General features: G+C 62.9%; 22 protein-coding genes. 6 read left to right on the forward strand and 16 right to left on the reverse strand.

Features of this window, described 5'->3' with window-relative positions; all coding sequences use genetic code 11:
* Window positions 1-2: 2 nt before the first annotated feature.
* A complete protein-coding gene (locus ACU5AY_RS16920) occupies window positions 3-1,058 on the reverse strand; it encodes a LacI family DNA-binding transcriptional regulator (RefSeq protein WP_446825843.1) in 1,056 nt (351 codons plus the stop codon).
* Window positions 1,059-1,223: 165 nt separating this feature from the next.
* On the opposite strand from ACU5AY_RS16920, the gene ACU5AY_RS16925 reads away from it, so the two are divergent.
* The 3 genes from ACU5AY_RS16925 to ACU5AY_RS16935 all read left to right on the forward strand — a co-directional run bounded on the left by ACU5AY_RS16925 (window position 1,224) and on the right by ACU5AY_RS16935 (window position 4,841).
* Window positions 1,224-2,747, forward strand: a complete 1,524-nt coding sequence (locus ACU5AY_RS16925) for a sugar ABC transporter ATP-binding protein (protein WP_446827076.1) — start codon at window positions 1,224-1,226, stop codon at window positions 2,745-2,747.
* Between the two features lie 67 nt (window positions 2,748-2,814).
* Window positions 2,815-3,825, forward strand: a complete 1,011-nt coding sequence (locus ACU5AY_RS16930; RefSeq protein ID WP_446825973.1) for an ABC transporter permease — start codon at window positions 2,815-2,817, stop codon at window positions 3,823-3,825.
* A gap of 71 nt (window positions 3,826-3,896) precedes the next feature.
* Window positions 3,897-4,841 carry a substrate-binding domain-containing protein gene (locus ACU5AY_RS16935; protein WP_446827077.1) on the forward strand — a complete coding sequence of 315 codons (945 nt, stop codon included), beginning with the start codon at window positions 3,897-3,899 and terminating at the stop codon, window positions 4,839-4,841.
* Between the two features lie 85 nt (window positions 4,842-4,926).
* On the opposite strand, the gene ACU5AY_RS16940 is transcribed toward ACU5AY_RS16935, so the two are convergent.
* From ACU5AY_RS16940 to ACU5AY_RS16985, 10 genes are all read right to left on the reverse strand, one after another.
* Window positions 4,927-6,069, reverse strand: a complete 1,143-nt coding sequence (locus ACU5AY_RS16940) for a Gfo/Idh/MocA family protein (RefSeq protein ID WP_446827078.1) — start codon at window positions 6,067-6,069, stop codon at window positions 4,927-4,929.
* A 42-nt stretch (window positions 6,070-6,111) separates the two neighbouring features.
* A complete protein-coding gene (locus ACU5AY_RS16945) occupies window positions 6,112-6,897 on the reverse strand; it encodes a ThuA domain-containing protein (protein WP_446827079.1) in 786 nt (261 codons plus the stop codon).
* Between the two features lie 82 nt (window positions 6,898-6,979).
* On the reverse strand, window positions 6,980-7,984 hold the full coding sequence (locus ACU5AY_RS16950; RefSeq protein ID WP_446827080.1) for an ABC transporter ATP-binding protein: 1,005 nt from the start codon (window positions 7,982-7,984) through the stop codon (window positions 6,980-6,982).
* 18 nt (window positions 7,985-8,002) lie between these two features.
* Entirely contained in the window at window positions 8,003-8,833 is an 831-nt protein-coding gene (locus tag ACU5AY_RS16955; RefSeq protein WP_446825849.1) for a carbohydrate ABC transporter permease, read from the reverse strand.
* Window positions 8,830-9,810 carry a carbohydrate ABC transporter permease gene (locus ACU5AY_RS16960; RefSeq protein ID WP_446827081.1) on the reverse strand — a complete coding sequence of 327 codons (981 nt, stop codon included), beginning with the start codon at window positions 9,808-9,810 and terminating at the stop codon, window positions 8,830-8,832. The genes ACU5AY_RS16955 and ACU5AY_RS16960 overlap by 4 nt, the downstream gene beginning before the upstream one ends.
* A gap of 120 nt (window positions 9,811-9,930) precedes the next feature.
* The gene (locus tag ACU5AY_RS16965; RefSeq protein WP_446829045.1) at window positions 9,931-11,205 is read right to left on the reverse strand and encodes an ABC transporter substrate-binding protein; all 1,275 of its coding nucleotides are present in this window, start codon (window positions 11,203-11,205) and stop codon (window positions 9,931-9,933) included.
* Between the two features lie 189 nt (window positions 11,206-11,394).
* Window positions 11,395-12,423, reverse strand: a complete 1,029-nt coding sequence (locus tag ACU5AY_RS16970) for a substrate-binding domain-containing protein (RefSeq protein ID WP_446827082.1) — start codon at window positions 12,421-12,423, stop codon at window positions 11,395-11,397.
* A gap of 184 nt (window positions 12,424-12,607) precedes the next feature.
* A complete protein-coding gene (locus tag ACU5AY_RS16975; RefSeq protein WP_446827083.1) occupies window positions 12,608-13,738 on the reverse strand; it encodes an NAD(P)/FAD-dependent oxidoreductase in 1,131 nt (376 codons plus the stop codon).
* A gap of 54 nt (window positions 13,739-13,792) precedes the next feature.
* Window positions 13,793-15,310, reverse strand: coding sequence for an amino acid ABC transporter permease/ATP-binding protein (locus ACU5AY_RS16980; RefSeq protein ID WP_446827084.1), 1,518 nt, complete (start codon window positions 15,308-15,310; stop codon window positions 13,793-13,795).
* A gap of 86 nt (window positions 15,311-15,396) precedes the next feature.
* Window positions 15,397-16,224 carry an ABC transporter substrate-binding protein gene (locus ACU5AY_RS16985; RefSeq protein WP_446829046.1) on the reverse strand — a complete coding sequence of 276 codons (828 nt, stop codon included), beginning with the start codon at window positions 16,222-16,224 and terminating at the stop codon, window positions 15,397-15,399.
* Between the two features lie 255 nt (window positions 16,225-16,479).
* On the opposite strand from ACU5AY_RS16985, the gene ACU5AY_RS16990 reads away from it, so the two are divergent.
* The gene (locus ACU5AY_RS16990; RefSeq protein ID WP_446827085.1) at window positions 16,480-17,547 is read left to right on the forward strand and encodes a LacI family DNA-binding transcriptional regulator; all 1,068 of its coding nucleotides are present in this window, start codon (window positions 16,480-16,482) and stop codon (window positions 17,545-17,547) included.
* 4 nt (window positions 17,548-17,551) lie between these two features.
* On the opposite strand, the gene bglB is transcribed toward ACU5AY_RS16990, so the two are convergent.
* The 5 genes from bglB to ACU5AY_RS17015 form a co-directional block, all read right to left on the reverse strand.
* Window positions 17,552-18,640, reverse strand: coding sequence for a beta-galactosidase BglB (gene bglB, locus ACU5AY_RS16995; RefSeq protein WP_446827086.1), 1,089 nt, complete (start codon window positions 18,638-18,640; stop codon window positions 17,552-17,554).
* Between the two features lie 26 nt (window positions 18,641-18,666).
* The gene (locus tag ACU5AY_RS17000; protein WP_446827087.1) at window positions 18,667-21,177 is read right to left on the reverse strand and encodes a hypothetical protein; all 2,511 of its coding nucleotides are present in this window, start codon (window positions 21,175-21,177) and stop codon (window positions 18,667-18,669) included.
* 209 nt (window positions 21,178-21,386) lie between these two features.
* A complete protein-coding gene (locus ACU5AY_RS17005) occupies window positions 21,387-22,445 on the reverse strand; it encodes a LacI family DNA-binding transcriptional regulator (RefSeq protein WP_446827088.1) in 1,059 nt (352 codons plus the stop codon).
* Window positions 22,446-22,539: 94 nt separating this feature from the next.
* Window positions 22,540-23,904: a sensor histidine kinase gene (locus ACU5AY_RS17010; RefSeq protein WP_446827089.1), complete on the reverse strand. Its 1,365-nt coding sequence runs from the start codon at window positions 23,902-23,904 to the stop codon at window positions 22,540-22,542.
* Window positions 23,901-24,560, reverse strand: coding sequence for a response regulator transcription factor (locus ACU5AY_RS17015; protein WP_446825856.1), 660 nt, complete (start codon window positions 24,558-24,560; stop codon window positions 23,901-23,903). Before ACU5AY_RS17015 ends, ACU5AY_RS17010 begins: the two co-directional genes overlap by 4 nt.
* Window positions 24,561-24,698: 138 nt before the next feature.
* On the opposite strand from ACU5AY_RS17015, the gene ACU5AY_RS17020 reads away from it, so the two are divergent.
* Both ACU5AY_RS17020 and ACU5AY_RS17025 read left to right on the forward strand, forming a co-directional pair.
* A complete protein-coding gene (locus ACU5AY_RS17020; protein WP_446827090.1) occupies window positions 24,699-24,977 on the forward strand; it encodes a PepSY domain-containing protein in 279 nt (92 codons plus the stop codon).
* A 39-nt stretch (window positions 24,978-25,016) separates the two neighbouring features.
* Window positions 25,017-25,343 (forward strand): hypothetical protein, encoded by a 327-nt coding sequence (locus ACU5AY_RS17025; RefSeq protein WP_446827091.1) that lies wholly within the window; start codon window positions 25,017-25,019, stop codon window positions 25,341-25,343.
* Window positions 25,344-25,346: the final 3 nt, after the last annotated feature.

Genomic DNA, 25,346 nt, shown 5'->3' on the forward strand with positions numbered 1-25,346 from the left:
GATCAGTCGCCGCCGGCCGGTACCCGCGTCGGCAATGGCTGGGTCTTGCGCGGCGGCGCCACCGAATTGCGGATCACCAGATCCGGCATCAGCAGGATTTCCTCTTCCGGCGGCTTGGCGCCCGACAGCATGTTCAGGAGCAGCGCCATCGCCTGTTTGCCGATCGCAGTGCGCGGCTGGCGGATGGTGGTGAGCGGCGGCGACATGAAGCCGGCCTGCGGCACGTCGTCAAAGCCCGTGACGGAGAAGTCCCGCGGCATGTCGTAGCCGCGGGCGGTGAGGCCGAGCATGACGCCGACCGCCGTCTGGTCGTTGACGCACATGAAGGCGGTCGGCAGCGTGTTGCGCATGAACAGCTGCTCGAGCGCGAGCCGGCCACTCTCGATCGTGCCGTCGCCCTCGATCACCATGCGCTGATCGACCGGAATGCCGGCGGCCTCCATGCCTTCGTCATAACCCTGCCGGCGCCGGCTGTAGGAGAGCCGCGTGCGGGAATCACCGATGAAGGCGATCCTGCGATGTCCCTCGGCGAGAAGCAGATCGGCGACCTTGCGGGCGCCGACGACGTCGTCGACGCCGACATAGGGAATGCCGCCATTATAGACCGGCTCGAACACGCCGACCGTCGGCGGCAGCCGCGCCGTCATCGCCTGATGGCCAAACGGAAGGACACCGGTAAACAGGATGAGGCCGGTCGCCTGGTTCGAGTTGAGGAATTTCAGATATTCGACGCCGCGCTGCGGATCGTTCTGCGTGTGGCCGATCAGGATGCCGTAGCCATGCGAGCGCGCCTCGTTTTCAAGACCGACGAGAATATTGGAAAAATTCGGGTCGCCGATATCCGGCGCGACGACGAGAATGATGTTGGAGCGTCCGAGCCGCAGGCTGCGGGCCATGGCGTTGGCCGTGTAGCCGGTGACGGCAATCGCGTGGTTGACCTTGTGAAGCGTCGAATTGGCGACCTTCTCGGGCGTGTGGATCGCGCGCGACACCGTGGCGATGGAAACCTCCGCGATTCGGGCGACGTCTTCGATGGTTGCGGAGGGGGAATTCGACACGCCGGCCTGCCTCGGGTCTGATTTTCGACGCGACACTACATCGGGCGGCGCAAAGGTCAAATCCCGCGCCTCACATTTTCGACATTAGACCTTAATGTAAACCTTTACACGGCCTATGTAAAGGTTTACATATGCCCTTGCGGATGGGAGCCGCGGGAGGAATCAATGCGTTTCGAGACTGCCGAGGCGGGCGAGATCGTTCTCGCCGCGCGACGAATCTCCAAATCATTCAGTGGCGTACAGGTGCTTTTCAGCGTCAATTTCGAGCTGAAGGCAGGCGAGATCCATGCGCTGGTCGGGGAAAACGGCGCCGGCAAGTCGACCTTCGTGAAGATCATGTCCGGCTTCGAACAGCCGACAGCGGGAGAGATCCTGCTCGACGGAAAGCCTGTCACCCTGCCCGCGAACGGCGCCGCCGAAGCGCTCGGCATCGTCATCATCCACCAGGAATTCAATCTCGCCGAACATCTGACGGTCACCGAAAGCCTGTTTCTGGGCCGCGAACTGACACGCTTCGGCGTCCTCGACCGGAAGCGCATGCGGGCAGAAGCCCGGCGCGTGCTGGACATGCTCGGCTCGCACATCGACGAGAACGCGCTGATCAGCTCCCTGCCGGTCGCCGACAAGCAGATGGTGGAAATCGCCAAGGCGATCAGCAAGGACGCCCGCGTCGTGTTCATGGACGAACCGACGGCGGTCCTTTCCCAGGAAGAGACCAAGGTTCTCTTCGAACAGGTGCGCAAGCTCAGGGCGAGCGGCACCAGCTTCGTTTTCGTGTCGCACAAGCTGGACGAAGTGCTGGAGCTGACGGACCGGGTCACGGTCCTGCGTGACGGCCAATGGGTGAAGACGGCGCCGACCGAACTTCTCGACGGTGAATCCATCGCCCAGCTGATGGTCGGCCGCGAGCTTTCCAGCCTTTACCCGACGAAGCGCGAACCGGATGTCGACGAGACGATGGCGGTCAGTGTCAAGAACCTGACGACCGGCTTCGTGCGCGACGCGAGCTTCGAGGTACGCAAGGGCGAGATCATCGGTTTCTCCGGACTGATCGGCTCCGGCCGCACGGAACTGATGGAGGCCGTGGCCGGCCTGCGCCCGCGGCTCGAGGGCGAAGTCGTCATCCAGGGCGAAACCATCGCTTCCGGCGATTCGCGCGGCGCGATCCGCGCCGGCCTCGCCTACATGACCAAGGACCGCAAGTCGAAAGGTCTGCTGCTCGCCTCCGGCATGGGCGTCAACCTGACCCTGCAATCGCTCGAACAGCACAGCCGCTATGGCTACCTGCATCCGAAAAGCGAAGCCGAGGCCCTGGCAAGGGCACGGCGCCGGTTCGACATCCGCGTGCGCGACAGCAACGTCGTCGCCGGGCGCATGTCGGGCGGCAACCAGCAGAAGCTGCTGCTCGCCAAGGTGATGGAAACCGAGCCGGACATCATCATCATCGACGAACCGACCCGCGGCATCGACGTCGGCACGAAGCAGCAGATCTACCATTTCATCTCGGCGCTGGCGCGCGACGGCAAGTCGATCATCGTCGTGTCTTCCGAGATGCAGGAGATCATCGGTCTGTGCAGCCGTGTGGCGGTCATGCGCGAGGGCCGGATCGTCGGCTGGCTGGAAGGCGGCGAGATCAACGAGCAGGAAATCATGCGCTACTCCGCCGGCCTGAAGAGAATGGCCGGCTGAGACAAGCAGGACAAAGACAAACGGCCGGGGACAACAGGGCCGAAACAGTGGGAGGCTGAACTTGGACATGAGTGCTGAAGGCAACGAGCCCGAAAAGGATCGCAAGGCGCCGTTCTGGTCGGATATCGACCTGAGGGCGGTCGCACCTTTCGTGGCTCTCATACTGCTGCTCATTCTCGGCGCGCTCGCCAATCCGAACTTCATCGGGCTCAACAATCTCGCCAATGTCGCGACGCGCAGCGCCTTCATCGCCATCATCGCCGTCGGCGCGACCTTCGTCATTTCGGCCGGCGACCTCGATCTTTCCGTCGGCTCGATGCTGGCCTTTGTCGCCAGCCTGATGATCCTGTTCATGAATTCCGGCGCGATCGCCGATCCGGCGCTGATGCTGACAGCGGCCGTGGTGATGGCAATGGTCGTCGGTGCGCTTTGCGGGCTGGCGAACGGACTGATCACCACGGTCGGGAGGATCGAACCGTTCATCGCCACCCTCGGCACCATGGGCATCTATCGCGGCCTGACGATCTGGCTGTCGCAGGGCGGTGCCATCACGCTCAAGTCGCCGGAAATCCAGCAGATCTACGGGCCAGCCTATTTCGGCTCGATCCTCGGCATTCCGGTGCCGATCGTCGTCATCCTCGCCGTCACGCTGGTTGCCGCATTCGTGCTCTACCGCACGCGCTATGGCCGCCATGTCGTCGCCGTCGGCTCGAACAGCGACGTGGCGCGCTATTCCGGCATCGCCGTCAACCGCGTGCGCACCATCGCCTTCATGATCCAGGGGCTCTGCGTCGCCGTCGCGGTGCTGCTCTACGTGCCCCGCCTCGGTTCGACATCGGCAACCACCGGCATTCTCTGGGAACTCCAGGCGATCACCGCCGTGGTGGTCGGCGGAACGGCACTGAAGGGTGGCGCGGGCCGCGTCTGGGGCACGATCTGCGGCGCCTTCATTCTGGAGCTCGTCGGCAACATCATGCTGCTGTCGAACTTCATCAGCGAATATCTGATCGCCACCATCCAGGGGTCGATCATCATCATCGCCATGCTCGTGCAGCGCTCGCTGACGCGCAAGGTATGACCGAAATGACCGGGCTCGGGGCACCCGGTCTTGAGGAGGAGAAGACCCCGATACGCATTAGGGAGTGAGACATGTTGAAGAAGCTTATGGGCGTCGCATTTGTCGCCGCCACATTGACGGGCACCGCCTATGCCCAGGAAGCGAAGACGATCGGGGTATCGATCCCCGCCGCCGACCACGGCTGGACCGCCGGCGTCGTCTATCATGCCGAGCGCGTGGCCGCACTTGTGCAGAAGGAGTATCCGGACGCCAAGGTGATCGTGAAGACCTCGCCGGATCCGGCAAGCCAGGCAAACGCCATCCAGGACCTCGCCGTTCAGGGGCTCGACGCACTGGTGATCCTGCCGACCGATCCGGATCCGCTGGTCAACGCCATCAAGCAGGTGAAGGAAAAGGGCACGTTCGTCACGATCGTCGACCGTGCGCCGAGCGTGAACGACAGTACGGTTCGCGACCTCTATGTCGCCGGCAACAACCCGGCGCTCGGCCGCGTGGCTGGTGAATACATCAAGGAAAACACGCCTGACGCCAAGGTCGTGGTGATCCGCGGCCTGCCGATCCCGATCGACCAGCAGCGCCAGGACGGCTTCGATGAAGGCATCAAGGGCTCCAACGTCGAGGTTCTCGATCGCCAGTTCGGCAACTGGAACCGCGACGACGCCTTCAAGGTCATGCAGGACTACCTGACCAAGTACCCGCAGATCGACGTGGTCTGGTGCCAGGACGACGACATGGCCGTCGGCGTGCTGCAGGCCATCGAGCAGGCCAAGCGGACGGACATCAAGTATGTCATTGCCGGCGCCGGCTCGAAGGACATGATCAAGAGAGTCATGGACGGCGACAAGATGATCCCGGTCGATATCCTGTACCCGCCGGCAATGGTCGGCACGGCGATCGAGCTGACCGTCGCTGCCCTCTATGACAAGATCCCGGTCCACGGCACCTACACGCTCGATGCGACGCTGGTGACCAAGGACAATGCCGCGAACTACTACTTCCCGGATTCGCCCTTCTGACAGCGCCTCCGCTCTCAGTGAAGACGCCCGCCCGGATGCCTCAGAAACATCCGGGCGGGCGTTGTCATTTAAAGCGTCAAGGCGTTCAGCCGGTGTGCGCCCTGGACGGCTCGGTAGCTGGCGCCACCGATGCGTCGCCGTCCAATGCCAGGGCCTGCTCGCCAACCTTCATCGACAGACCGCCGGCAACACTGGAATCCTCGGCAAGATCGAGGATGCGCTGCAGTGCGGCACCTCGACCGAAGTCCGGCTCTATCGGCCCCTTGCCCATGCAGGCTGCAGCAAAGCGCTCGTACATGTCCGGCACGTTATCGAGCGGCACGTCGCGCCATTCTTCCGTCAGCATATCCTCACCAAGGCAAACGCGCAGATAGCCCTTGTTCTTGATGAGCGAGACTTCCATGCCGCCGAAGTCGCCATGGATGCGCAACGTCAGGTCATTGTGGTGACCGGATGCGAAACGCGTGGCCGTGATGGTGCCGATGGCGCCGTCGGCAAGCTCGGCATGCATGACGAAGCTGTCATTGGCGTCGAGATCATACTCGCCGATCTTGTCGCCCGGCGCCTTGCTGAAGGTCTTCAGGCGGCTGGACACCTCGACCGGCAGGCTGTCGGCGATATAGGTCGCGAAGTCGATGATGTGGATACCGACGTCGCCGAGCACGCCCTTCGAGCCATGCCGCTTCGACAGGCGCCACAACCATTTCGATTCCGTGCGCCAGTCACCCCATTTGGACTGGGTCAGCCAGCTCTGCAGGTAGTTGGCCTCGAAATGGCGGATCGTGCCGAGCGTGCCGGCCTTGATCATTTCCGCGGCCTTCTGCGTTGCCGCGAAGTTGCGATAGCTGAGGTTGACCATGTTGACCACGCCGGCAGCCCTAGCCGTTTCCGCCATTTCGCTGGCGCGGCCGAAATCGGTCGACAGCGGCTTCTCGCAAAGCACGTGCTTGCCGGCAGCAAGCAGCGTCAGCGTCGTGGCGTAGTGGACGGAGTCCGGCGTGACGTTGGAGGCTGCGTCGAAGCCACCCCATTCGATCGCCGCTTCGAGCGAGGTGAAGCGATGCTCGATGCCGTGGGTATCGCAGAAGACGTCCAGCGCATCGGCGCGCATATCGACCCCGGCGACGACCTCGACGCCGGGGATCTTCTTGAAGGATTCGGCGTGGACGCGTGCCATGCCGCCGGTGCCGAGGATCAGCACCCGAAGGGATGTGTTGGCCTGTTTCATTGTCCTGTTCCTGATCTTTGACTGCGCTTGAGCGACTTGCGCTCAGCGGTAGCCTTCCTCGCCGGCCTGGTGCAGTTTCGGGCCGCGCTCCTCGATCTTCTCGGGTGCGGTCTCGACCGGCACATTCGGAGCAGCGGTGACGTTCTCAACGCGCGCCATCGGGTTGTAGGCCCAGCGAACGGCGTTGCGGATGACGGTCTGCACGTTGCCGTCGTGATATGTCGGGTAGGTCTCGTGGCCGGGGCGGAAATAGAAGACGTTGCCAGCGCCGCGCTTGTAGGTGAGACCCGAGCGGAAGACCTCGCCACCCTGGAACCAGCTGACGAAGACCGTTTCCAGCGGTTCCGGCACGCCGAAGGGCTCGCCGTACATTTCCTCGTTCTCAAGCTCGAAATGGTCGGGCAGATCTTTCGTGATCGGATGGTTGCGGCTGGTCACCCACAGGCGCTCACGCTCGCCGGCCTCGCGCCAGGTCAGGTTGCACGGCGTGCCCATCAGCCGCTTGAGCGGCTTGGAGAAATGGGCCGAGTGCAGCAGGATCAGGCCCATGCCGGACCAGACCGCTTCGCAGACGCGCTCTACGACCGCATCGGAGACGTCGCCATGGGCGGCGTGTCCCCACCAGATCAGCACGTCGGTCTTGGCGAGGCGTTCCTGCGTCAGCCCGTGCTCCGGCTGCTGCAGGGTCGCCGTCGTCGCCTCGATGTCGCCGTTCGCATTCAGCGCGTCGGCGATGCAGGCATGCATGCCCTTGGGATAGAGATCCGAGACAATCTTGTTCTTCTGTTCGTGGACGTTTTCGCCCCACACAACGGTTCTGATCTTCATGAATAACTCCAGCATCCGGCGCCAGGCGTTGCCGGATTGAAAATGGACTTGGGGTCCGCCGTGCCTGACGGCGGGGGCTCAATCAGCTGATGGGCTTCCCGTTCGCATCGAAGCGATGGAAGTGCTGTTCCTGCGGTCTAAGGTTGATCCTCGATCCGTATGTTATCTTCAGTTTTCCGGGCTGGCGGACCAGCACGGGTTCGCCGACGCCGATGTCGACGAAAAGGTAGTTGTCCGAGCCGAGATCTTCGGCATGGACGACCTCGCCCGACCACAGCCCCTCGCCTTCGACGATGTCGATATGCTCGGAGCGGATGCCCAGCGTTTCGCATCCGAAGGACTTGGCGATGTCTCCGGTCAGGAAGTTCATCTTCGGCGAGCCGATGAAGCCGGCGACGAAAATGGAAGTCGGGCGCTCGTAGAGCTCGGCGGGCGTGCCCACCTGCTCCACCCGGCCGTCGCGCAGCACGCAGATCCGGTCGGCGAGCGTCATCGCCTCCACCTGGTCGTGCGTGACATAGATCATCGTGGCGTTTTCCATACCATGATGCAGCTTGGCGATCTCGAGGCGTGTTGCCACACGCAGGGCCGCGTCGAGGTTGGACAGCGGTTCGTCGAAAAGGAAGACGCGCGGATCGCGCACGATCGCCCGGCCGATGGCGACGCGCTGGCGCTGGCCGCCGGAGAGCTGCTTGGGCAGGCGGTCGAGCAGATGGCCGATCTGCAGCATGTCGGCGGCTTTCCGCACCCGTTCGTCCATCTCCGCCTTGGTGGCGTTGGCGAGCTTCATGCCGAAAGCCATGTTGTCGTAGACCTTCATGTGCGGGTAGAGCGCATAGGACTGGAAGACCATGGCAATGCCGCGCTTGGACGGGATGACATTGTTCACCCGCTCGCCGTCGAACAGGAGGTCTCCGGAGGTGATGTCCTCCAGTCCGGAGATCATCCGCAACAGGGTCGACTTGCCGCAGCCGGAGGGGCCGACGAAAACCATGAACTCGCCGCTCTTGATATCAAGGTCGATACCCTTGATGACTTCCAGCGCGCCGAAGCTCTTGCGGACATTCTTGAGATTGATCTGGGCCATATGTGTGAGCCTCCAAACCTAGCCTTTGACGCCACCGGCGGTGAGGCCGGCCACGATCTTGCGCTGGAAGATGAGAACGAGAATGATCAGCGGTACGGTGACGATGACCGACGCCGCCATGATATTGCCCCAGGGCGTTTCGAATTCCGAAGCGCCGGAGAGAAGGGCAATGGCGACAGGCACCGTACGCTGCGTTTCCGATGAGGTGAATGTGAGGGCGAACAGGAACTCGTTCCACGCACCGATGAAGGCAAGCAGCCCGGTGGTGACCAACGCCGGCCACAGGAGCGGCAGGAAGACCTGGGTGATGACAACCCAGGGCGTCGCCCCGTCGACGATAGCCGCTTCCTCGATCTCGACCGGCAGGTCGCGCATGAAGGTCGTCAGCACCCACACCGTGAACGGCAGTGTGAAGATCGTGTAGCTGAGGATCATCGCCCAGGGTGTGTTGTAGATGCCGATATAGCGGACCATCTCGAACAGGCCGGCCAGCACGGCGATCTGCGGAAACATGGAGACGGCGAGGATCGTCATCAGCAGGAGCGCACGGCCGCGAAACCGGACGCGGGCGAGTGCGTAGGACGCCGTCACCGCGAGGAACAGCGAGAAGATGACGGTAACTCCGGCGATGAACACGGAGTTCAGGATGCTGCGGGTGAAATTGGGTGCCGACAAAACGGACCTGTAGTTGGCGAGATCGAAGCTCGTCGGGAAATAGTTGACCTCAAACAGCGCCGTCCCGGTCTTGAAGCTGGTCAGGATCGCGTAATAGAACGGGAAGACAGAGATCACGACGATCAGAACGACGACGGCGTAGAAGGCCGTCTTCTTGACGATATCCATGGTCATCGTTCGCCCTCCCCGCTCAGGTTGACCTTGCCGATCCAGATGTAGAGCGACACGAAGATCGCGATGATGGCGAAGAGCAGCGTCGACTGCGCCGAGCCGTAGGCGAACTTGTCGAAGTCGATGAGGTTTTCGCGGCTGATGATCGACATGGTCTTGGTCGCCTTCGAATTCGGCGTCAGCACGTAGACGAGGTCGAAGATGCGCAGCGCATCGAGCGCCCGGAAGATGACCGCGACCATGAGCGCCGGACGGACCAGCGGCAGCGTCACCTTGAAGAAGACCTTGACCGGGTGGACGCCATCGACCCTGGCGGCCTCGTAGATGTCACGCGGGATCATCTGCAGGCCGGCGAGGCAGAGGAGCGCCATGAACGGCGTCGTCTTCCAGATGTCGACGATCAGGACCGCGAACATGGCGGTGTCGACATTCGCCGTCCAGGCAATCTTGTGGTCGATGATGCCGAGATTGAGCAGGATGTCGTTAATGATGCCGAACTGGTCGTTCAGCATCCAGCCCCACAGCCGCGCCGACACGATCGTCGGGATCGCCCAGGGAATGAGGATGGCGGCGCGCACGATGCCGCGTCCGACGAAATGGGCGTTCAGGACCAGCGCGACCATGAGGCCGAGCACGGTTTCGAACGCGACCGAGACCATCGAGAAGCGAACGGTGTTCCAGACGGCGTTCCACCAAGCCGGATCGACCAGCGTGCCGCGCCAGAGGATGCGGCCGGAGCTCAGTTGCCGGAAGGAGAGGTAGTTGTCGAAGCCGACCCATTTGCCGCCATAGAGATTGGTGAGCGACGTGTCGGTAAACGAGAAATAGATGGTCCTGAACAGCGGCCATGCGGCAACGCAGACAAGCGCGAACAGCATGGGTGCGAGGAACCAGAAGGCGGCACGGGCACGCTGCTGCTGCAGGCTTGGCCCTCTGTCGGCCGCCGGGGATGGATAGGTCTCGGTCTGAATGCTCGACATGACGGGCTCCCATGCCAGTGTCGCAATTCGTTGCGGCCTTCGAGAGGCGCAATCCGGGAATGCTGGTCAGCGGACGGGGCCGTCGAAGACCGCCCCGTCCTGCCTGCGGCTGGCCGGAGGCTACCAGCCGGATCCCTTGAGGTCTTCGAGATCGGCCTCAAGGATTTCGAGATTGTCCGCCGCGCTGCCGTCGCCGGAGAGCGTGTTGTGAACCGCGGACCAGAACTTCGACGACACCTCGTTGTACTTGCCCTTGGTCGGCGCGGACGGACGCGGCACTGCATTCATGAAGACGTCCTTCCAGCGCGGGACGATCGGCTGCTTGGCCGCGATATCCGCATCGTCATAAAGACTGACGATGGTCGGCAGGTTGGAGGCGATCAGCGCGCGGGTCTTCTGCGCTTCCGGTCCGGACAGATAGAGCGCCAGCGAAATGGCCGCGTCCTTGTGCTTGGAATACTTGGACACGGCGACATTCCAGCCGCCCAGCGTCGCGGCCGACGTCTTGTTGTCGCCGCCGGTCGGCAGCGTGGTCACGTCGAACTTGCCCTTGACCGCGCTGTCGTCGCCATTGCCGAGCGTGTAGGCATAGGGCCAGTTGCGCATGAAGACGGCATTGCCGGTCTGCCAGACGCCGCGGGCTTCTTCTTCCTGATAGGCCAGCACGCCTTCGGGCGATATATTGCCGGGCCAGGTCTTGGCCAGCTCGAGAGCGGCCACCGCCTTCGGATTGTTGATCGAGATGGTACCGTCCGGCTCGACGATCTGGCCGCCGCCGAAGGACTTCACCCATTCCAGCGCATTACAGGTCAGGCCTTCATAGGCATTGCCCTGCCAGACATAGCCCCACATGTCCTTGCTGCCGGCGGCGCGCTCGCCGTCCTGGATCTTCTTGGCCGTATCGGTCAGCTCTTCCCAGGTCTTTGGCACTTCCATGCCGTATTTCTCGAGCAGGTCCTTGCGGTAGAAGAGCGCCGGCGCATCGGTGAAGATCGGCAGGGCGACCAGCTTGCCGTCGACCGTCTGCGACTCGATGATCGAAGGAAAGTGCTGCGGAATGAGATCCTTGGCCACGTCCGTCAGGTCGACGAACTGGTCGGCCAGCTGCGGCGCCCAGATGACATCCGTCTGGTAGAGGTCGATATCGGCATTGCCGGCGGCAAGCCAAAGGCGATACTGGCCGAACTGGTCGCTCGTCGAAGCCGGCATCGGGACAAGGGTCACCTTGTTGCCGGTTTCCTTCTCCCACGGCGCGACGATCGTCTTGAAATCCCGAACCGCGTTGCCGACGGCGCCGGAGACGTAGGTGATCTCCTCCGCCTGCGCCAGGCCGGCCACCGAAACAAAGGCGAGCGTTGCCGCCGTGCCGCGCAGTGCACGGCAAATTCCCTGCATATCCATGCCAATTTCCTCCCGTTGAATTGCGGAACGGGCACTCCCACGCCCGTTGCGACTTCTAACGCTCCGTGTTTCCTCTATTGCGAGGCCGAAAATCCGAAACGTTTCGGAAAGCTAACACCAGCCATTATGGCTGTCAATACGACTGACCATCGAAGATATCGGAGGTTGCAGAAACGCGTTGCTTCAGGACTTCGGAGGCGCGACGGAGGCCCGCTCGATGAACTCGGAAACCGCGACTTCCTGCAGGCTCTCGACCGGCTCGCCATTGATCGCACCGACAAGATAGGCGGCCATCGGCGCCCAACTGTTGCGGAGCGCCGCCTTCGTTACCGTCAAGGCCGGATAGAAAGCGGAGCCGCGCACATCCGGCAGCACGTCGTCGTGGGCGACGACCGAAACATCATCCGGGACGGTGAGGCCGAGCGACTTCAGCGTGGCGTAAACACCGCGCGCAACCAATGTGTTACCGCAGATCACGGCAGTCGGCCTTGGGGCCGCCCCGGTGAAAAGCTGGACCGTCGAAATCATGCCCAGAGCATCATTCATTCGACCGTAGCGCATCAGATCGGGATCAAACGCGATGCCTGCCTCCTCCAGCGCCTTGCGGTATCCGTCGGTTCTGGCGAGCGAATAGTTTCTCTTTTCCAGACCGTTGATGAATGCGATCCGCCTGTGGCCCTTGTCGAGCAAATGGCGCGTGAGATGATAACCGACGCCATCATTGTCGATATCGTAATACGGGTAGTCCGTCTGCGTCCGCGTGCGCCCGTGCACAACGAACGGCACCCGCCGCTCGCGCAGGAAATTGATGCGCGGGTCTTCCAGAAGCGGCTCGACCACGACGAAGCCGTCCAGTGCGCCACGGTCGATCAGCTTGCGGTAAACGGAAATGATCTCGTCGTCTTCGCGCGCGATATGCAGCACGAACTGCATGTCGCGGCTGGAAAAGACCTGCGATAACCCGCTGACGACTTCGAGGAAATTGTTGTCCGACGACAGCTGCGGGTGCTTGGGCAGCACCAGGGCGACCATGCCGGAGCGGCCGGATACCAGCTTCTGCGCGGCAATATTCGGATGATAATTCAATTCCTTGGCGGCTTCGAGAACGCGCTTTCGGGTGTTCTCGTTGACATCCGAGTAGCCGTTCAGGGCGCGACTGACCTGTGTCACCGACAGATTGAGATGCCGGCTGATATCCTTCAAGGTCGCCATTGCAAAAGCCCTTCCTCACCCACTTCGTGAGGCAATTTACACAGATGACGCCATTGTCCAAAGCGTTTACGTCAAAATTCCCCGAAACGTTTTGGAATGTTTATAACTTTCGTTCATCCAAAACGCGATACCGGCCGCAGATCAACTGCGGCCGGTCCCATTCTCAACGATAACAAGAGGTGCCTCAGCCGGCTGCGCTGAAGCGCTCCGGGCGGAAGGGCTCCAGCATGGGATGGCGCTTGCCCGTCGCCATTTCGTAAGCCAGCAGTTCTCCGGCAATCAACCCCAGGGTGGCGCCGCTGTGGCTGAAGGCAACGAAGCAGCCGGGAATCGCGACAAATTCCCCGAAGACCGGCTCGCCATCGCCCGGGATGGGCTTGCGCCCGGCGCCGTAGCTAGCCAGTTCCAGTTTCGGGTTGCCTTCGAGAACGCGCGAGGCTTCGGCCAGCAGCCCGTCCAGCGTCTCCTGCCGAACCTTGACGGTGCCGTCCGCCTGCTCCTCCACCTCTTCTTCCGACCACCCAGAATCGAGCGCGAAGGTCCTGTCCGGCGTCGGGCGGATCGCCACGCGCGGCGTGTTGAGGACCGCTTTCAGCGGATGGTCGATCGGCTTTGTGGTCACCAGCAACGAGATCGGCGTCGCATCGCCGATGGTCTGACCAAGTTCGGCGGCCATCATCGGAACCGAGGGCCCAGTTGCCAGGAGTACGGCATCGGTCAGGATCTGCTGGCCGCCGGCCATTTCCACGCCCGTCGCCCGACCGGCCTCGATGATGACACCCGCCTTGCCGGCATCGGTGATGAGGCGGCCGCCGCGCTCATGAAACTCCTCCAGCAGCACGGCGATCAGGCTCGGCAGATCGACCCAGCCTTCGCCGGGATTGAAAATGGCGCCCTGAGGCGTGATCGTTGTCGGATCGACGCCGGGGGTTACGGCAGCCACATCGCCCGCGGCAAGATGGACGGCATCATAGCCAAGCTTCACCTCGTGATCGTATGCGGCAGCGATCTCGTTCCTGTCGTTGTCCGCATCCCAGGTCAGGCCGCCGTCGAACCGCAGCCATTTTGCGTCCGGGTAGCGGGCGGCCAATGAGCGGTACCGGTCGATGCCGGCCATGCGAAGTCGATGATAGGCATCGGAGCGCATGCGGGAGGAGTTCAGCCAGGACAGCGAGCGTCCGGAAGCGCCGTTCGAGACCGCCCCGTCATTGACGAGCGTGACCTTGACGCCGCGGCGGGCAAGCTGCACCGCGGTCGATACGCCGAAGATGCCGCCGCCGATGACAACCGCACTGGCAATTCTGTTCTCTTTCATTGTTTCTGCTTTCCTGATTTCCATCATTATGTTCTCCGCTGCTTACGGAGTTTTTCAGAGCACCTCGGCGAGGAATCGCTTCAGGCGCGGGCTTTGCGGATTGTCGAACAGGTCGTCGGGCGTCCCGATCTCGACGATCCGGCCTTCATCCATGAACACCACCTGGTCGGCCACCCTGCGGGCAAAGCCCATCTCGTGGGTGACGACGACCATGGTCATGCCCCTCGAGCCAAGATCCGCCATCAGGTTGAGGACGCCTTTGACCAGCTCGGGATCGAGCGCGCTGGTGACCTCGTCGAACAGGATGACTTCCGGCTCCATCGCCAGTGCGCGGGCGATAGCGACGCGCTGCTGCTGGCCGCCGGACAGCCTGCCGGGCCGCTGGTGCTGGCGGTTCGCCAATCCGACATCGGTCAACCGGGCGGTGGCGATCGCACGCGCCTCCTCTCTCGGCAGACCCTTGATCCTGGTCAGCGACAGCATGACGTTCTCAAGTGCCGTGTGATCCGGAAAGAGGTTGAAGTGCTGGAACACCATGCCGACCCGGCGGCGCAGCCGCTCCGGCTTCATCTTCAGGATGCTGTCTCCATCCAGGCGGATATCGCCGGCGGCCGGCTCGACCAGGCGATTGAGGCAGCGCAGCAGGGTGGACTTGCCCGAGCCGGACGGACCGATGATGCAGGTCACGGTGCCCGGAGGGATGGTCAGGTTCACGTCCTTCAGTACCTGCAGGGCGCCGTAGGCCATGCCGAGATTGTGCGTCTCCAGACTGCCACCCTTGAAACGCGGCACCTCGCCGGCACCCCGCTCCTCGGTTGTCTCGAGTTCGCTGATTTCCGCAAGGCCGCTGGTGACCGCGGTCGGCGTGTTCTTCCCCGTTCTCAGGCGATTGTCGATGTAGTTGACGACGTGCGTCAGAGGGACGGTAATCGACAGGTAGAATATTCCGGCCAGCAGCAGCGGCGAGAGATTGCCCGTCACCACCGCCTGATCCTGCCCGACGCGAAAAATCTCGCGTTCGGAGGCCAGCAGGCCGAGAAAGTAGACGAGGCTCGAATCCTTCACATTGCCGATGAACTGGTTGACCAGCGCCGGCAAAACGCGACGGATGCCCTGCGGCACCACGATGAGCCGCATGCCCTGTCCGTAGCTCATGCTGAGCGCCCGGCAGGCTTCCATCTGTCCCCGCTCGACGCTCTGGATGCCGGCGCGGAAGATCTCGCCGATATAGGCGCCGGCGATCAGGCTCAGCGCCATGATGCCCAAGGGAAAGGGCGACGGGCCGAAGAGATCGCGACCGAAGCGGGCAAAGCCCTGGCCGACGAGCAGGATCGTCAGAATGGCCGGCAGGCCGCGAAAGATGTCGGTGTAGATGCGGGCCGGAATGCGCAGCCAGGGAGACTGCGAAATGCCCATGACGGCGAGCATCATGCCGAGGATGACGCCGATGATGGTGGACGCCACGGCGAGTATCAGGGTATTTTTCAGGCCGACGGCAAACATGGTCGGCAAGACTTCCGCCATCGCATCCCAGTCCAGGAACGTGCGGTGCAGGCTTTCAAGAAATGTCATTCAGAACAGTCCTTCCCAGTCGAATGCCCTGTCTGCGGGCACGGCTTCCCGCCCGCAGGCCTTTCAGCCTGCGGGCGGTCGGCAGCTTACTTCTTGGGAAGATACTCTTCCGGCATGGGCGAGCCCGGGAACCACTTTTCGTAAAGCGTTTTCCAGGTACCGTCCTGCATCGCCTCGTGAATGCTCTTGTTGAGCGCTTCGCGGAAGGCGTCGTTGCCCTTGCGGATGACGAAGCCGGCCGGTGCGTCGAAGCTCGGAATGTTGACGGTGATCTTCAGACCGTCATAACGACCCGCGTAGTCCTTTGCGGCTTCGTAGTCGAGGAAGTGGGCGTCGATGGTGCCGTTGTTCAGCGCCACGATTGCGGAATTGTTGTCAGGGAACTTGACGAGATCCGTACCGGGGAAGTTTTTCGTCGCGTAAATCTCCTGCAACGTGCCCTGCACGACCCCGAGGCGCTTGCCCTTCAGCGTCACGGCATCCTTGATGGCAGCGTCGGACGTCAGAACGGAAAGATAGCCGGCAAGGTACCCATCGGAAAAGTCGACAGTTTCCTTGCGCTTGTCGGTGGTGCCGATGGCGGCAACCGCCACGTCGAAGCGGCCGTTGGCGACCGACGGCATGAGCGCCGCGAAATCCTGGCCCGTAAAGACCACCTGGTCCTTCTTGAAGCCCATCCGTTCCACGACATTCAGGAAGAACTCGATGTCGAAGCCGGTAAACTGTCCGTCGGCCGTGACGAAGGCGTAGGGCTTGGCATCCCCCATCGTGCCGACGCTGATCTGGCCGGGGTCGATCAGGCTGTAGGGATTGTCGGCTGCTGCCAGGGGCGCTGAAAATCCGGTAAAGGCGAGAACCGTTGCGGCTGCAATGGTCCGGCATCGATTGAGAAATGCTCTAGTGGCGTTTTGCATTGTCATCGTGGCGTTCTCCGCTCTGTTGGCATGATTGCTGATCCGGCTTGGCGGCCGCTGGCAGAAGACAAAGTTTCCCCCTTGCCGACAGACGGACGAAACCGCCCGTCCGATCGACACAGCCGCGCCTACCGGTTTTTCTTATTTTCGAGTATGAGACCGGTCTCTTTCTATATTGAGACCGGTCTCATTACGATTTGATAATTGTTATATTCACATTGACCGGTCGTCAACATGTCTTGTAAAGCTGATGGAATGAACGACGAAAGCACTGCAAAACCGTCCATCACCGTCGCCGACGTCGCCATCATGGCGGGCGTCTCCAAGGCGACCGCCGCGCGCGTGCTTGGAAAGTATGGCGTGGTCAGCGACACGGTGCGGCAGAAGGTGCTGGCGGCGGCGGCCAAGCTCGACTATCGGCCGAATGAACTGGCGCGCAGCATGACGACCGGACGCTCCGGCGCCATCGGCGTGGTCGTCGCCGATATCGAGAACCCATTCTTTTCGTCGGCGGTGCGGGGCATTGCCGACGTCGCGCGCGCTGCCGGTTTCACGGTGATCCTTGCGAATTCGAGCGAGAAGATCGAGGCGGAGAAGGCGGCGGTCAGAACGCTTCTGGCCAAGCGTGTCGACGGCTTTATCGTCACGCCATCTCGCCGCAGCGAAATCGACCATCTGAACGACATCGTCCGCACCGGCCGGCCGCTGGCGCTTCTCGACCGCGCCGTGCCGGAGCTCGATGTCGACACGGTGACGGTCGACGATCGCGAGGCCGCCGAGAGCGCCACGGACCTGCTGCTCAAGAATGGTCACAGGCACGTCGTCTACATGACGGCCTGCGATACGCCGGAGCGCATCTATGACGAAACGAGCGACATCTTCACGGCGTCCGTGCGCGACCGCATCCAGGGCTTCATGAATGCCTGCCGGCGCTTCGGTATTTCATCACCCGAACGTCTCGTCCGCCTCGGTGCAAAAGGCCCGGAAGACGCGGGAAGGCTGGCGAAGGAACTGCTTGGCGCCGCAGATCGGCCGACCGCGATCCTTGCCTCCGACAGCCTGATCGCGCTGGAGGTCTTTCGCGCTGCCCGAGCCATGGCGCTGTCGATCCCCGATGATCTGTCGCTGATCACCTTCCATGACGCGGACTGGACGAGTGTCACGACGCCCCCCGTCACGGTCATCAACCAGCCCGTCTATGAACTGGGCAAGACCGTTGCCGAGATGCTCGTCGAGCGGTTGAAGGGCGGCACCGGCCCGGCAAAGCGCATCATCATTCCGACGGAGTTGATCGAGCGCAGCTCGGTCGCTTCCCTCGGTTGAACGCTCAGGCGGCAACCGTCTCCGCTTCCATCATCACCCGCACCAGCAGCAGCATGACGAGGGCCTGGCCGTAGGGCGCCGGGACGTTGGGGATCTGGCGGTAGAAATCGAGCGAATGGCCCATCGGCGTGCCGTCGGAGACCTCGAGCACGATGCCGTTTTCGTCGATGCGCGCAAGCACGGCGTCAAGCGCCTTGTCGGCCGCCGGCCGGAAACTCTCGTCGAGCAGGCCGAGATCGATGCCGAGGAGGATGCCGTAGGCGATCGCCGCCGTGGCCGATGTTTCCGGCGGAGAACCCGGATCGCAAACCAGCGTGCAGAACATGCCGTTGTCGAGCTGATTGGCGACGAGCGTCCTGACCTGCGACGACAGAATGAAGGTGAGATGCCGGCGCAGGTGATCCGGGACTTTCGAGACGAGACTGAAGAGTTCCGGAATGGCCACCGTGATCCAGGAATTGCCGCGCGCCCAGAAGGCGTTGGCGAAATTGTTGCGGCCGTTGAAGGTCCAGCCGTGATACCAGAGCCCGGTGACCGGATCGGCAAGGTAGCGCTCATGCACGAGGAACTGGTAGAAGGCCTCCTCAATCCAGTCCTGCCGGCCGAAGCGTTCTCCGGCACGGGCGAGGAACAGGCAGGTCATGAACAGCGTATCGTCCCAGAGCTCGCCGTCGTTCATGCGCTCCTTGACGACGTGCTGGAAACCCTGGTCTTCGGTGCGGGCGAGCCGGGTCACCAGCCACTCCGCCCAGTCCTTGACCAGCGCTTCCCAATCCGGCCTGTCGACATGGTCGATCAGGACGGAGAGCGCCAGCATGGGCGAGGAGGAGTTGACCTGGCGCGGCGGCAGGCCGCGGCCGATCTGCCAGTCGTACCAGCGGGCAATCGCCGCCATCAGCGACTTATCCTTGACCGCTTCAGCGTGACGGATGAGGCCATAGATGCCGACACCGACCTCCCAGTCCCACTCGTCGAACTGGAGCTCGTAAATGCCCTCGGCAATCGCGGCGGTTTCGTTCATGCCCTTCAGACGGGCAAGACCCGTCGCCACGCGGGAGAGGGTTTCGGAAAGGGTATCTCGGTCGATCGGCATCGGCGGTCCTGTCAGCAAGCACTTGGTCAAAACGAGAAGGCATCGATGGTCCGGATGGCCGGATCGAGGCTTCTGTTGGGAAAGATGTATGGCGTTTGGCCGCACGAGAGGCCGGCGCTCCAGTCAAGCGTAAGTTTATCCTGACCTTTGCGCTCAAGCGTCAGGCATGTCCCCGATTCAGCGAGCGACAGCGTCACGCCTGCGAGATGGTCGATGAAGGCAGCGTAGCCGGCGTCACCATCACCCTCGCCCATCACCGCGACCCAGCCGCACCGGCGGCCGGCTGCCCGGAATTCGATGTTGGCGCCCGGCCCCTCGGTCACGGCCTCTATCGGCGCCGTCGCATTGATGGCAGCAAAGCCACGGCCGCCCCTCAGCACGATCCAGTTGCCGTGGCGCTCGACCGCGTCGAATGCGCCAGCCTCGACATAGGCGTGCGTGAAGGTCTGGCGGGCGTCCTCGCCGAGATCGAAGAGGAGAAGCGCAACGTTCTCGTATTGCGCAGCGCGCGGCATGGAGCCATTGCCGGCCCAGTAGGAGGGACGCTGGCTGCCCCAGGGATCATCTTCGCCCGGATGGTTGATCCAGGCTCGCGCGAAGGGATTGGAGGCAAAGCGCAGGTCGACGATGTGCTGCTGGTGCCCGCGCCCACCGGGCTTGCCGTCCATCATCGAGGAGAGCTGGACGGCGGCCGACTTGTAGAGCACCAGCCGGGCCGCCTCGTCATGGCCTTGCACGTAATGCGCCGTCAGCGCCTTGCCGGGTGCGGGCTCGACGACGGACAGGGCCGCTACCGGCGGCTCACAGGCTCCGGCACAGAACATCGGCAGGGCCGCAACGCCATCATTCAGCCAGCCCTTGCCGAAGGCGACGGTGGCGAAAGGCGCAAGCTCGGTCAGCGGGCCTGCGCGCAGTTCCTTGTCATAGGCGCGCCCCATCGTACCCGCGGGAACGCCGGCGAGCGTATGAAGGCCGATCATCACCATCAGCCGGTCGAGAAGCGCAGTTGCACGCGCCTTGATGGAGCCGTCGGCGAGGTGATGGAGCGCCAGGAGGCCGATGAAATCGATCGGGTAGTAGGCGGCGGAATTCCATTCGGCGAGCCCATGTTGTTCGACGGAATCGAACCACTTTCCAAGCCGTTCCTCGCCGATCCGTGCCTGTTCGGCGCCGCTTCGGCCCGAGCAGCGGAATGTCTCGTCCGGAAGTAGCCGTCCGGCGAGGTATTGCGAGACATGGAAGCAGAGCACGTGGTTCTCGCTCCAGAACCACATCACATCGTTGCCGGGCTCATCCACCCAGTAGCGATAGTCGAGCATGGCGCGGCGGATCTCGTCCTGCAGATCCTTCGGCAGGCTTTGGCCGTGGTCCGCATAAAGCCAGAGAAGCGGGACCATGACGAAATCGGAGCAGTCGCGCCGCTCGTCGATGCCGGCAATTGTATCGGAGAGGATTTTCCGGAAGACTTCGTCCACCGGCTCGCCGATCGCCAATTTCGCGAGCGCTCGCCCGATCCGGGCCTCACCCTTCGCTGCGGCGTGGGTGAGCGCCAGCCGCTTGCGCTCGGCCAGCGGGCGGCCCGCCATGTCCAGGAAGGGTTCCGTGAAGGTGGCAGAGGCGATATGCCGCGCGACCCGGCATTCGCCGACGGAGAATGTCAGGTCGAGCGGATGGTAGCCGTCCGGCAGCGCTTCGGCGCCCGGCAGGTCCACAAGCGTCGAGCCCGCTTTCAAAACGCCGCTCGAATCGAGAAGCGGCGGCGTATGGCGCATATGCACGCTCGGCAGGATGCGGGCGTGAACCGTCACGTCAACAGCCGCCGGGAGACCGACCTTCAAACGCAAGCGACCGTCACGCACATGCATTGGTTCAGGATGAACGTCGGTGGCAAGGTCCTTCAGCAAGGCAATGGTGGCGCCGGACACGGCAACGGGCAGACGCACGACGAGGCGCTCCTCGGTGAGCGACGTCAGCTCGAAATACCAGAGCGCGTCGCGCTCGGCGAGCTCCTCGGTCAGCACCAGAACCTCCGAGCCGCCAGCCTTCAAAGGCAGGTGGACGACGGTTTCGGATTCGCGGTTGCGCTGGAAGGGCTCGAAAACGACGCATTCGACACCGTCGACCCAGATCCGGACACCGCCGCAGGTCGCCAGCCGGAAGGCGTTATCACCGGCACTGCCGGGAACGATCGTCGTCTTCAGCCAGCGCGCCAGCCGTGTCGGCCGGTGCCAGAAGCCGGAGAACTCGACCCGGCGGCTGAAGCCCGGGAGGTAGAGGCTGTCGACGGCAAAGTCGACATTGGGCTCGACGGTCCGTGTCTTGATCTCCTGCCAGAGAGCCACGCGGCAAGGCAGGTCGCCGACATCGACGAAGCCGTTGATGAAGCGGTAATTGACGCGATCTTCCGCAAGCGTCGACTTACCGGGAAAATACCAGGCATCGATCGCCGACATCGCCCAGGCGGTGACCGTCTCTCCGCGGCCGACCGCGAAACCGGCGTCTTCATTTGCGAATTCCGTGATCTTGGGCTCAGGCATGAAGAAGTCTCTATCGGCAGAACTGGTACAATGTCATGAGGCACGCATCCGTAAAGCCAAAACCCAATCGTGAAAATATTTCTATTCACGTATGCGCCATGATCGAGCCATGGACACGAAGAATTGCGCTATAAGGACGCTATAAAGCTCTGTGTTTGACAATTGGTCATCACAGGCTGAAATGCAAACTAAAAATTATTTTCACGAATTCAGGCGCCCTGCAGAGCCCCCGCGCTGTCGCGTTCCACGAGACGGCAGCCAAGCTCGATGCGTGTCGCCGGCTTGACGCCGCCGACGCTCGAAAGGCGCTGTTCGAGAACCTGCATGGTGGCCGCGGCCAGTTCGTCGAGCGGGACGCGGATGGTGGTCAGCGATGGCTGAGTGAGGTCCACGGGCGCCACGCCATCGAAACCGACGACGGCGACGTCGGCCGGAATACGGAAGCCGAGCGCCTGCAACTCGCCGAGCGCACCGATTGCCAGATTGTCGGCAGCGCAGAAGACTGCGGTAAAGCCGTCCAGGCCGCCATGCTCGGCCACGAAAGCCCGCAATGCCTCGCGCGCATGCGCCGGCTCGTAGCCTTCGGTATAGAGAACACGGCCTTGCTCCGGGGCCAGCCCGTGTTCGCCAAAGGCATCGTGAAACCCGTCCTCGCGCCTGAGAATCGTGCTGCGGCCGCGCCAGGTGAGATGCAAGATACGGCGGTGGCCGCGCTCGATCAGCCATTCGGTGGCAAGCCGCGCGCCATAGCGATTGGCCGGAGCGACAGTGTCGACCTTCATCGACGGATCCTCGCCGTTCAGGAGCACGACCGCCATCTCGCTGGCCGTCAGGCCCTTGAGGAGCTTCGAACTGTCGTCATAGACGACCACGATCCCCTCGGCCCCGGCCGCCCGGGCGCCGGCGATGATTTCGGCGGCGTCGAGCTGCGGAGAGCCGTTATGGGCAACGACACGAATGCCGCGCGCTTCGCATTCCCGCGACAGTGCGGTCAGCAACGTCCAGGAGACGAGATTGATGTCGTTATGGGGAAGGTTGCCCGGGGGCACTGCCAGATAGAGCGTGCTCAGCGACGCGATGGCGCCCTTCTGCTGACGCTTCGCCAGATAGCCGAGGGCACGGGCGGCCTCCAGAACGCGGGCACGCACCTCCTGCGAAATCGGCGCAGTGCCATTGAGGACATGCGAAACGGTGCTGACGGCAACCCCTGCCTCCCGCGATACGTCCTTGATGCCGACTTTCCGCGGCTGTCGTTTCTCGGATGGCACGCCGTCTATTCCCCTCGCGTCATTTCAGTCTCCGGCTGCATATCATAGAGAAAGCCGGAAGGCACCAACAGGCCATATTTCTTGGCCCCTTACATCAGGCGACAGGAAGCCGGACCTTGACCTCGACGCCACCCTCGCCGAGGGGTCGCGGCGAGAGCACTTCAAGAGTTGCCCCGGCGCGGTCGGCGATCGCCTTGACGATGGCGAGGCCGAGCCCGGCGCCGCCGATCTTGATATTGCCGCGCTCGAACCGGTGCATCAGCCTGTCCATCGCCTCCGGCGGCAGGGGCGCTCCGGCATTGGCAATGGTCAGCAGGCCATCAGCGTCCAGCGTGACCTCCACCGGGCGATCCTTCGCGCCGTGCTTCAACGCGTTCTCCACGAGGTTGCGCGACAATATGCCGACCGCATCCGGATCGAGGAGCGACAGCACCGGGGTCTCGGGCAGGGTCAGCTCGATGCGAGCCTCTCCCATGCGCTGAAAATCCTCGACGATCATCGTGACGACCGTCCGCAGGTCGGAAGCCTCGTCCGACCGCAAACGCCCGCCTTCGGCACGGGCAAGCTGCATGAGCTTTTCCGACATCCGCATCAGCCGCTTCAGCGTCGTCTCGATCTCGTTGACGCGCCGGGCGGTGAGCTCCTCCTTCGTCTCCGAACGAATGCGCTGCGCCTGGGCGATCGCGCCGGCGACCGGCGTGCGAAGCTCATGCGCTGCGTTGGCGGCAAAGGCCCGCTCGGCGTTGAAGGCGGACGACAGCCTGTCCATGAGCTGATTGACACTCGCCGAGATCGGCAGGAGTTCGGACGGCAGGCCGCTGTCCGGCAAAGGAGACAGATCCTGTGCGCCACGGCTGGCGAGCCCTTCACGCAGAGCGCGCACCGGCCGCAACGAGTAGCGAACCGCAAACAGAATGGCGAGAAGGCTCAACGGAATGACGACCAGCAACGGCAGCAGGAGGCCGATCAGCATGCGGCGCGACAGATCGCGGCGATGGTCCAGCGGCTCGGCGACGGCGATCGTCAGCCTGCCATCCGGGGAGGCGTCATAATAAAGCCGGTGCGTGTCGGTGCTCTGGAACCCCACGTCACTCATGGCCGGGAAAATGGCAGCATCGGCGCCCTTGGATGCGATCAGGACCTGCCCGGACCGATCCCGCACCACGAACGTGACGTCCTCGCCATAGCGGGCCTCGCCGGCGCCGCGCAGATCACTCCCGTCGTCGTCACCATCGTCATTGTCTTCGGTCTCGTATTTCCTTGCATGCCCCTCGCGCAGGTCGTGGCGGGCGATCGGCAGGATGCGCTCGGCGGTCGCCTTCAGCCCGTCGTCATAGACCGTCTCCATTTCCTCATTCAGACGATGGGCTGTCACGGCTGCGGCAGCCAGCCACAGCAGCGTCACGCAAACACCGATGACGATCGCCAGCCGGGCCTGAAGCGAAGAGATCATCCTCATGGGCGACCCAGCCGGTAACCGAGGCCGCGTTCGGTTTCGATGACATTGGCGCCGAGCTTCTTGCGCAGGCGGCTGACATGCACCTCGATGGCGTTGCTTTCGACTTCGGCATCGAAGGAATAGAGGCGCTCTTCGAGCTGCGACTTCGATAGCAGTTGGCCTGGACGCTGGACGAAGGCTTCGAAGAGAACCCATTCGCGCGCGGTCAGCACGACCGGCTTGCCGTCGACCCGCACGCTGCGGCCGGCGAGATCGATGGTGATCGGTCCAAGGGCAATGATGGGATTGGGATTGCCGGTGTAGCGGCGGGCGACCGAGCCGATTCGGGCGGAAAGTTCCGCGAGATCGAAGGGTTTGACCATGTAGTCGTCGGCGCCGGCATTCAGCCCGGCAATCCGGTCAGTCACCTGGTCCAGCGCGGTCAAGATGATGACCGGCGTCACGTCGCCGCGCGCCCGAAGCGTCTTGAGAAACGGGATGCCCAGTCCGTCGGGAAGCATGAGATCGAGAAGCACCAGATCGTAGTTGGCCGCGGCGAGCGCGTCGCGGGCCTGGTCGAGACGGGTCATCCAGTCGACGGAGTGACCATCGGCGGCAATCTGGTCGCGGATCGCCGCGCCCAGCGCCGCATCGTCTTCGATCAACAGAACCCTCATGGACGACCTTTCTCGCTCTACCTGTCCCTTCTAGTCCACCCGCCACCTTACGGGAAGCTGAAGCAATGCGTCGGCGCTCGTCAGGTGCCCGTCAGGCTGGCGGCAAATGATCGCTTTGACAACGAGAGGACGTGATTGATGAAAACCGGCATCCTGCCCACCGTCGCCATGGCGATCATGGCAGCAACATCCGTACAGGCAAGGGACGACTGCGAACAGCCGACCCGCGACTGGAAGGGCCGCGACGCCGTTCGCGCGCTGGCGGAGGAACGCGGCTGGCTGCTGAAGCGCATCAAGATCGATGACGGCTGCTACGAGGTCTACGGCCAGGACGAAAGCGGCCGCCGGTTCGAAGCGAAGATCGATCCCGTCACGCTCGAGGTCATCGAAATCGAGGAACGCCACGGCCATCGCTGACGGCGTATTGCCTCCCTTTTCAACACCGAGGACCAGACCATGAAACAGACCAAGCTTGTTCTTGCCGGCCTCGCCGGTGCCGGCATCATCGCCCTCTTCGCCAGTCAGGCGCAATCGTTCGACGGATGGAAGCATCTCGGCATGCGAACCGGCCTCTGGCAGTCGGAGGACCACGAAGGCGGCCGTCATCAGGACGGCGATGACGATCATTACGCGGCAAACGACTGTCGCTGCCAGGCAGAAGAGGACGACGACGATGGCGTTGGCGGATGCGGCAATCCGGGAATGCCGATGATGCAGCAGGCCAACCCGCCAGCCAACGGCCTGTTCACGCCGGGCAGCAAGCCGCAGGTCCAGATCAACTGACCC

The organism is Rhizobium sp. PAMB 3174 (assembly GCF_052908375.1).

Excerpts from the sequence above, each read along its gene's own strand:
- ACU5AY_RS17015 (WP_446825856.1), bottom strand. The coding sequence starts at position 24,560 with ATGAGGGTTCTGTTGATCGAAGACGATGCGGCGCTGGGCGCGGCGATC.
- ACU5AY_RS17025 (WP_446827091.1), top strand. The coding sequence starts at position 25,017 with ATGAAACAGACCAAGCTTGTTCTTGCCGGCCTCGCCGGTGCCGGCATC.
- ACU5AY_RS16955 (WP_446825849.1), bottom strand. The coding sequence starts at position 8,833 with ATGACCATGGATATCGTCAAGAAGACGGCCTTCTACGCCGTCGTCGTT.
- ACU5AY_RS16930 (WP_446825973.1), top strand. The coding sequence starts at position 2,815 with ATGAGTGCTGAAGGCAACGAGCCCGAAAAGGATCGCAAGGCGCCGTTC.
- ACU5AY_RS16990 (WP_446827085.1), top strand. The coding sequence starts at position 16,480 with ATGAACGACGAAAGCACTGCAAAACCGTCCATCACCGTCGCCGACGTC.
- ACU5AY_RS16940 (WP_446827078.1), bottom strand. The coding sequence starts at position 6,069 with ATGAAACAGGCCAACACATCCCTTCGGGTGCTGATCCTCGGCACCGGC.
- ACU5AY_RS16985 (WP_446829046.1), bottom strand. The coding sequence starts at position 16,224 with ATGCAAAACGCCACTAGAGCATTTCTCAATCGATGCCGGACCATTGCA.
- ACU5AY_RS16960 (WP_446827081.1), bottom strand. The coding sequence starts at position 9,810 with ATGTCGAGCATTCAGACCGAGACCTATCCATCCCCGGCGGCCGACAGA.
- ACU5AY_RS16975 (WP_446827083.1), bottom strand. The coding sequence starts at position 13,738 with ATGAAAGAGAACAGAATTGCCAGTGCGGTTGTCATCGGCGGCGGCATC.
- ACU5AY_RS17000 (WP_446827087.1), bottom strand. The coding sequence starts at position 21,177 with ATGCCTGAGCCCAAGATCACGGAATTCGCAAATGAAGACGCCGGTTTC.
- ACU5AY_RS16980 (WP_446827084.1), bottom strand. The coding sequence starts at position 15,310 with ATGACATTTCTTGAAAGCCTGCACCGCACGTTCCTGGACTGGGATGCG.
- ACU5AY_RS16925 (WP_446827076.1), top strand. The coding sequence starts at position 1,224 with ATGCGTTTCGAGACTGCCGAGGCGGGCGAGATCGTTCTCGCCGCGCGA.
- ACU5AY_RS17010 (WP_446827089.1), bottom strand. The coding sequence starts at position 23,904 with ATGAGGATGATCTCTTCGCTTCAGGCCCGGCTGGCGATCGTCATCGGT.
- ACU5AY_RS16945 (WP_446827079.1), bottom strand. The coding sequence starts at position 6,897 with ATGAAGATCAGAACCGTTGTGTGGGGCGAAAACGTCCACGAACAGAAG.
- ACU5AY_RS16935 (WP_446827077.1), top strand. The coding sequence starts at position 3,897 with ATGTTGAAGAAGCTTATGGGCGTCGCATTTGTCGCCGCCACATTGACG.
- ACU5AY_RS16965 (WP_446829045.1), bottom strand. The coding sequence starts at position 11,205 with ATGCAGGGAATTTGCCGTGCACTGCGCGGCACGGCGGCAACGCTCGCC.
- bglB (WP_446827086.1), bottom strand. The coding sequence starts at position 18,640 with ATGCCGATCGACCGAGATACCCTTTCCGAAACCCTCTCCCGCGTGGCG.
- ACU5AY_RS17020 (WP_446827090.1), top strand. The coding sequence starts at position 24,699 with ATGAAAACCGGCATCCTGCCCACCGTCGCCATGGCGATCATGGCAGCA.
- ACU5AY_RS16970 (WP_446827082.1), bottom strand. The coding sequence starts at position 12,423 with ATGGCGACCTTGAAGGATATCAGCCGGCATCTCAATCTGTCGGTGACA.
- ACU5AY_RS16950 (WP_446827080.1), bottom strand. The coding sequence starts at position 7,984 with ATGGCCCAGATCAATCTCAAGAATGTCCGCAAGAGCTTCGGCGCGCTG.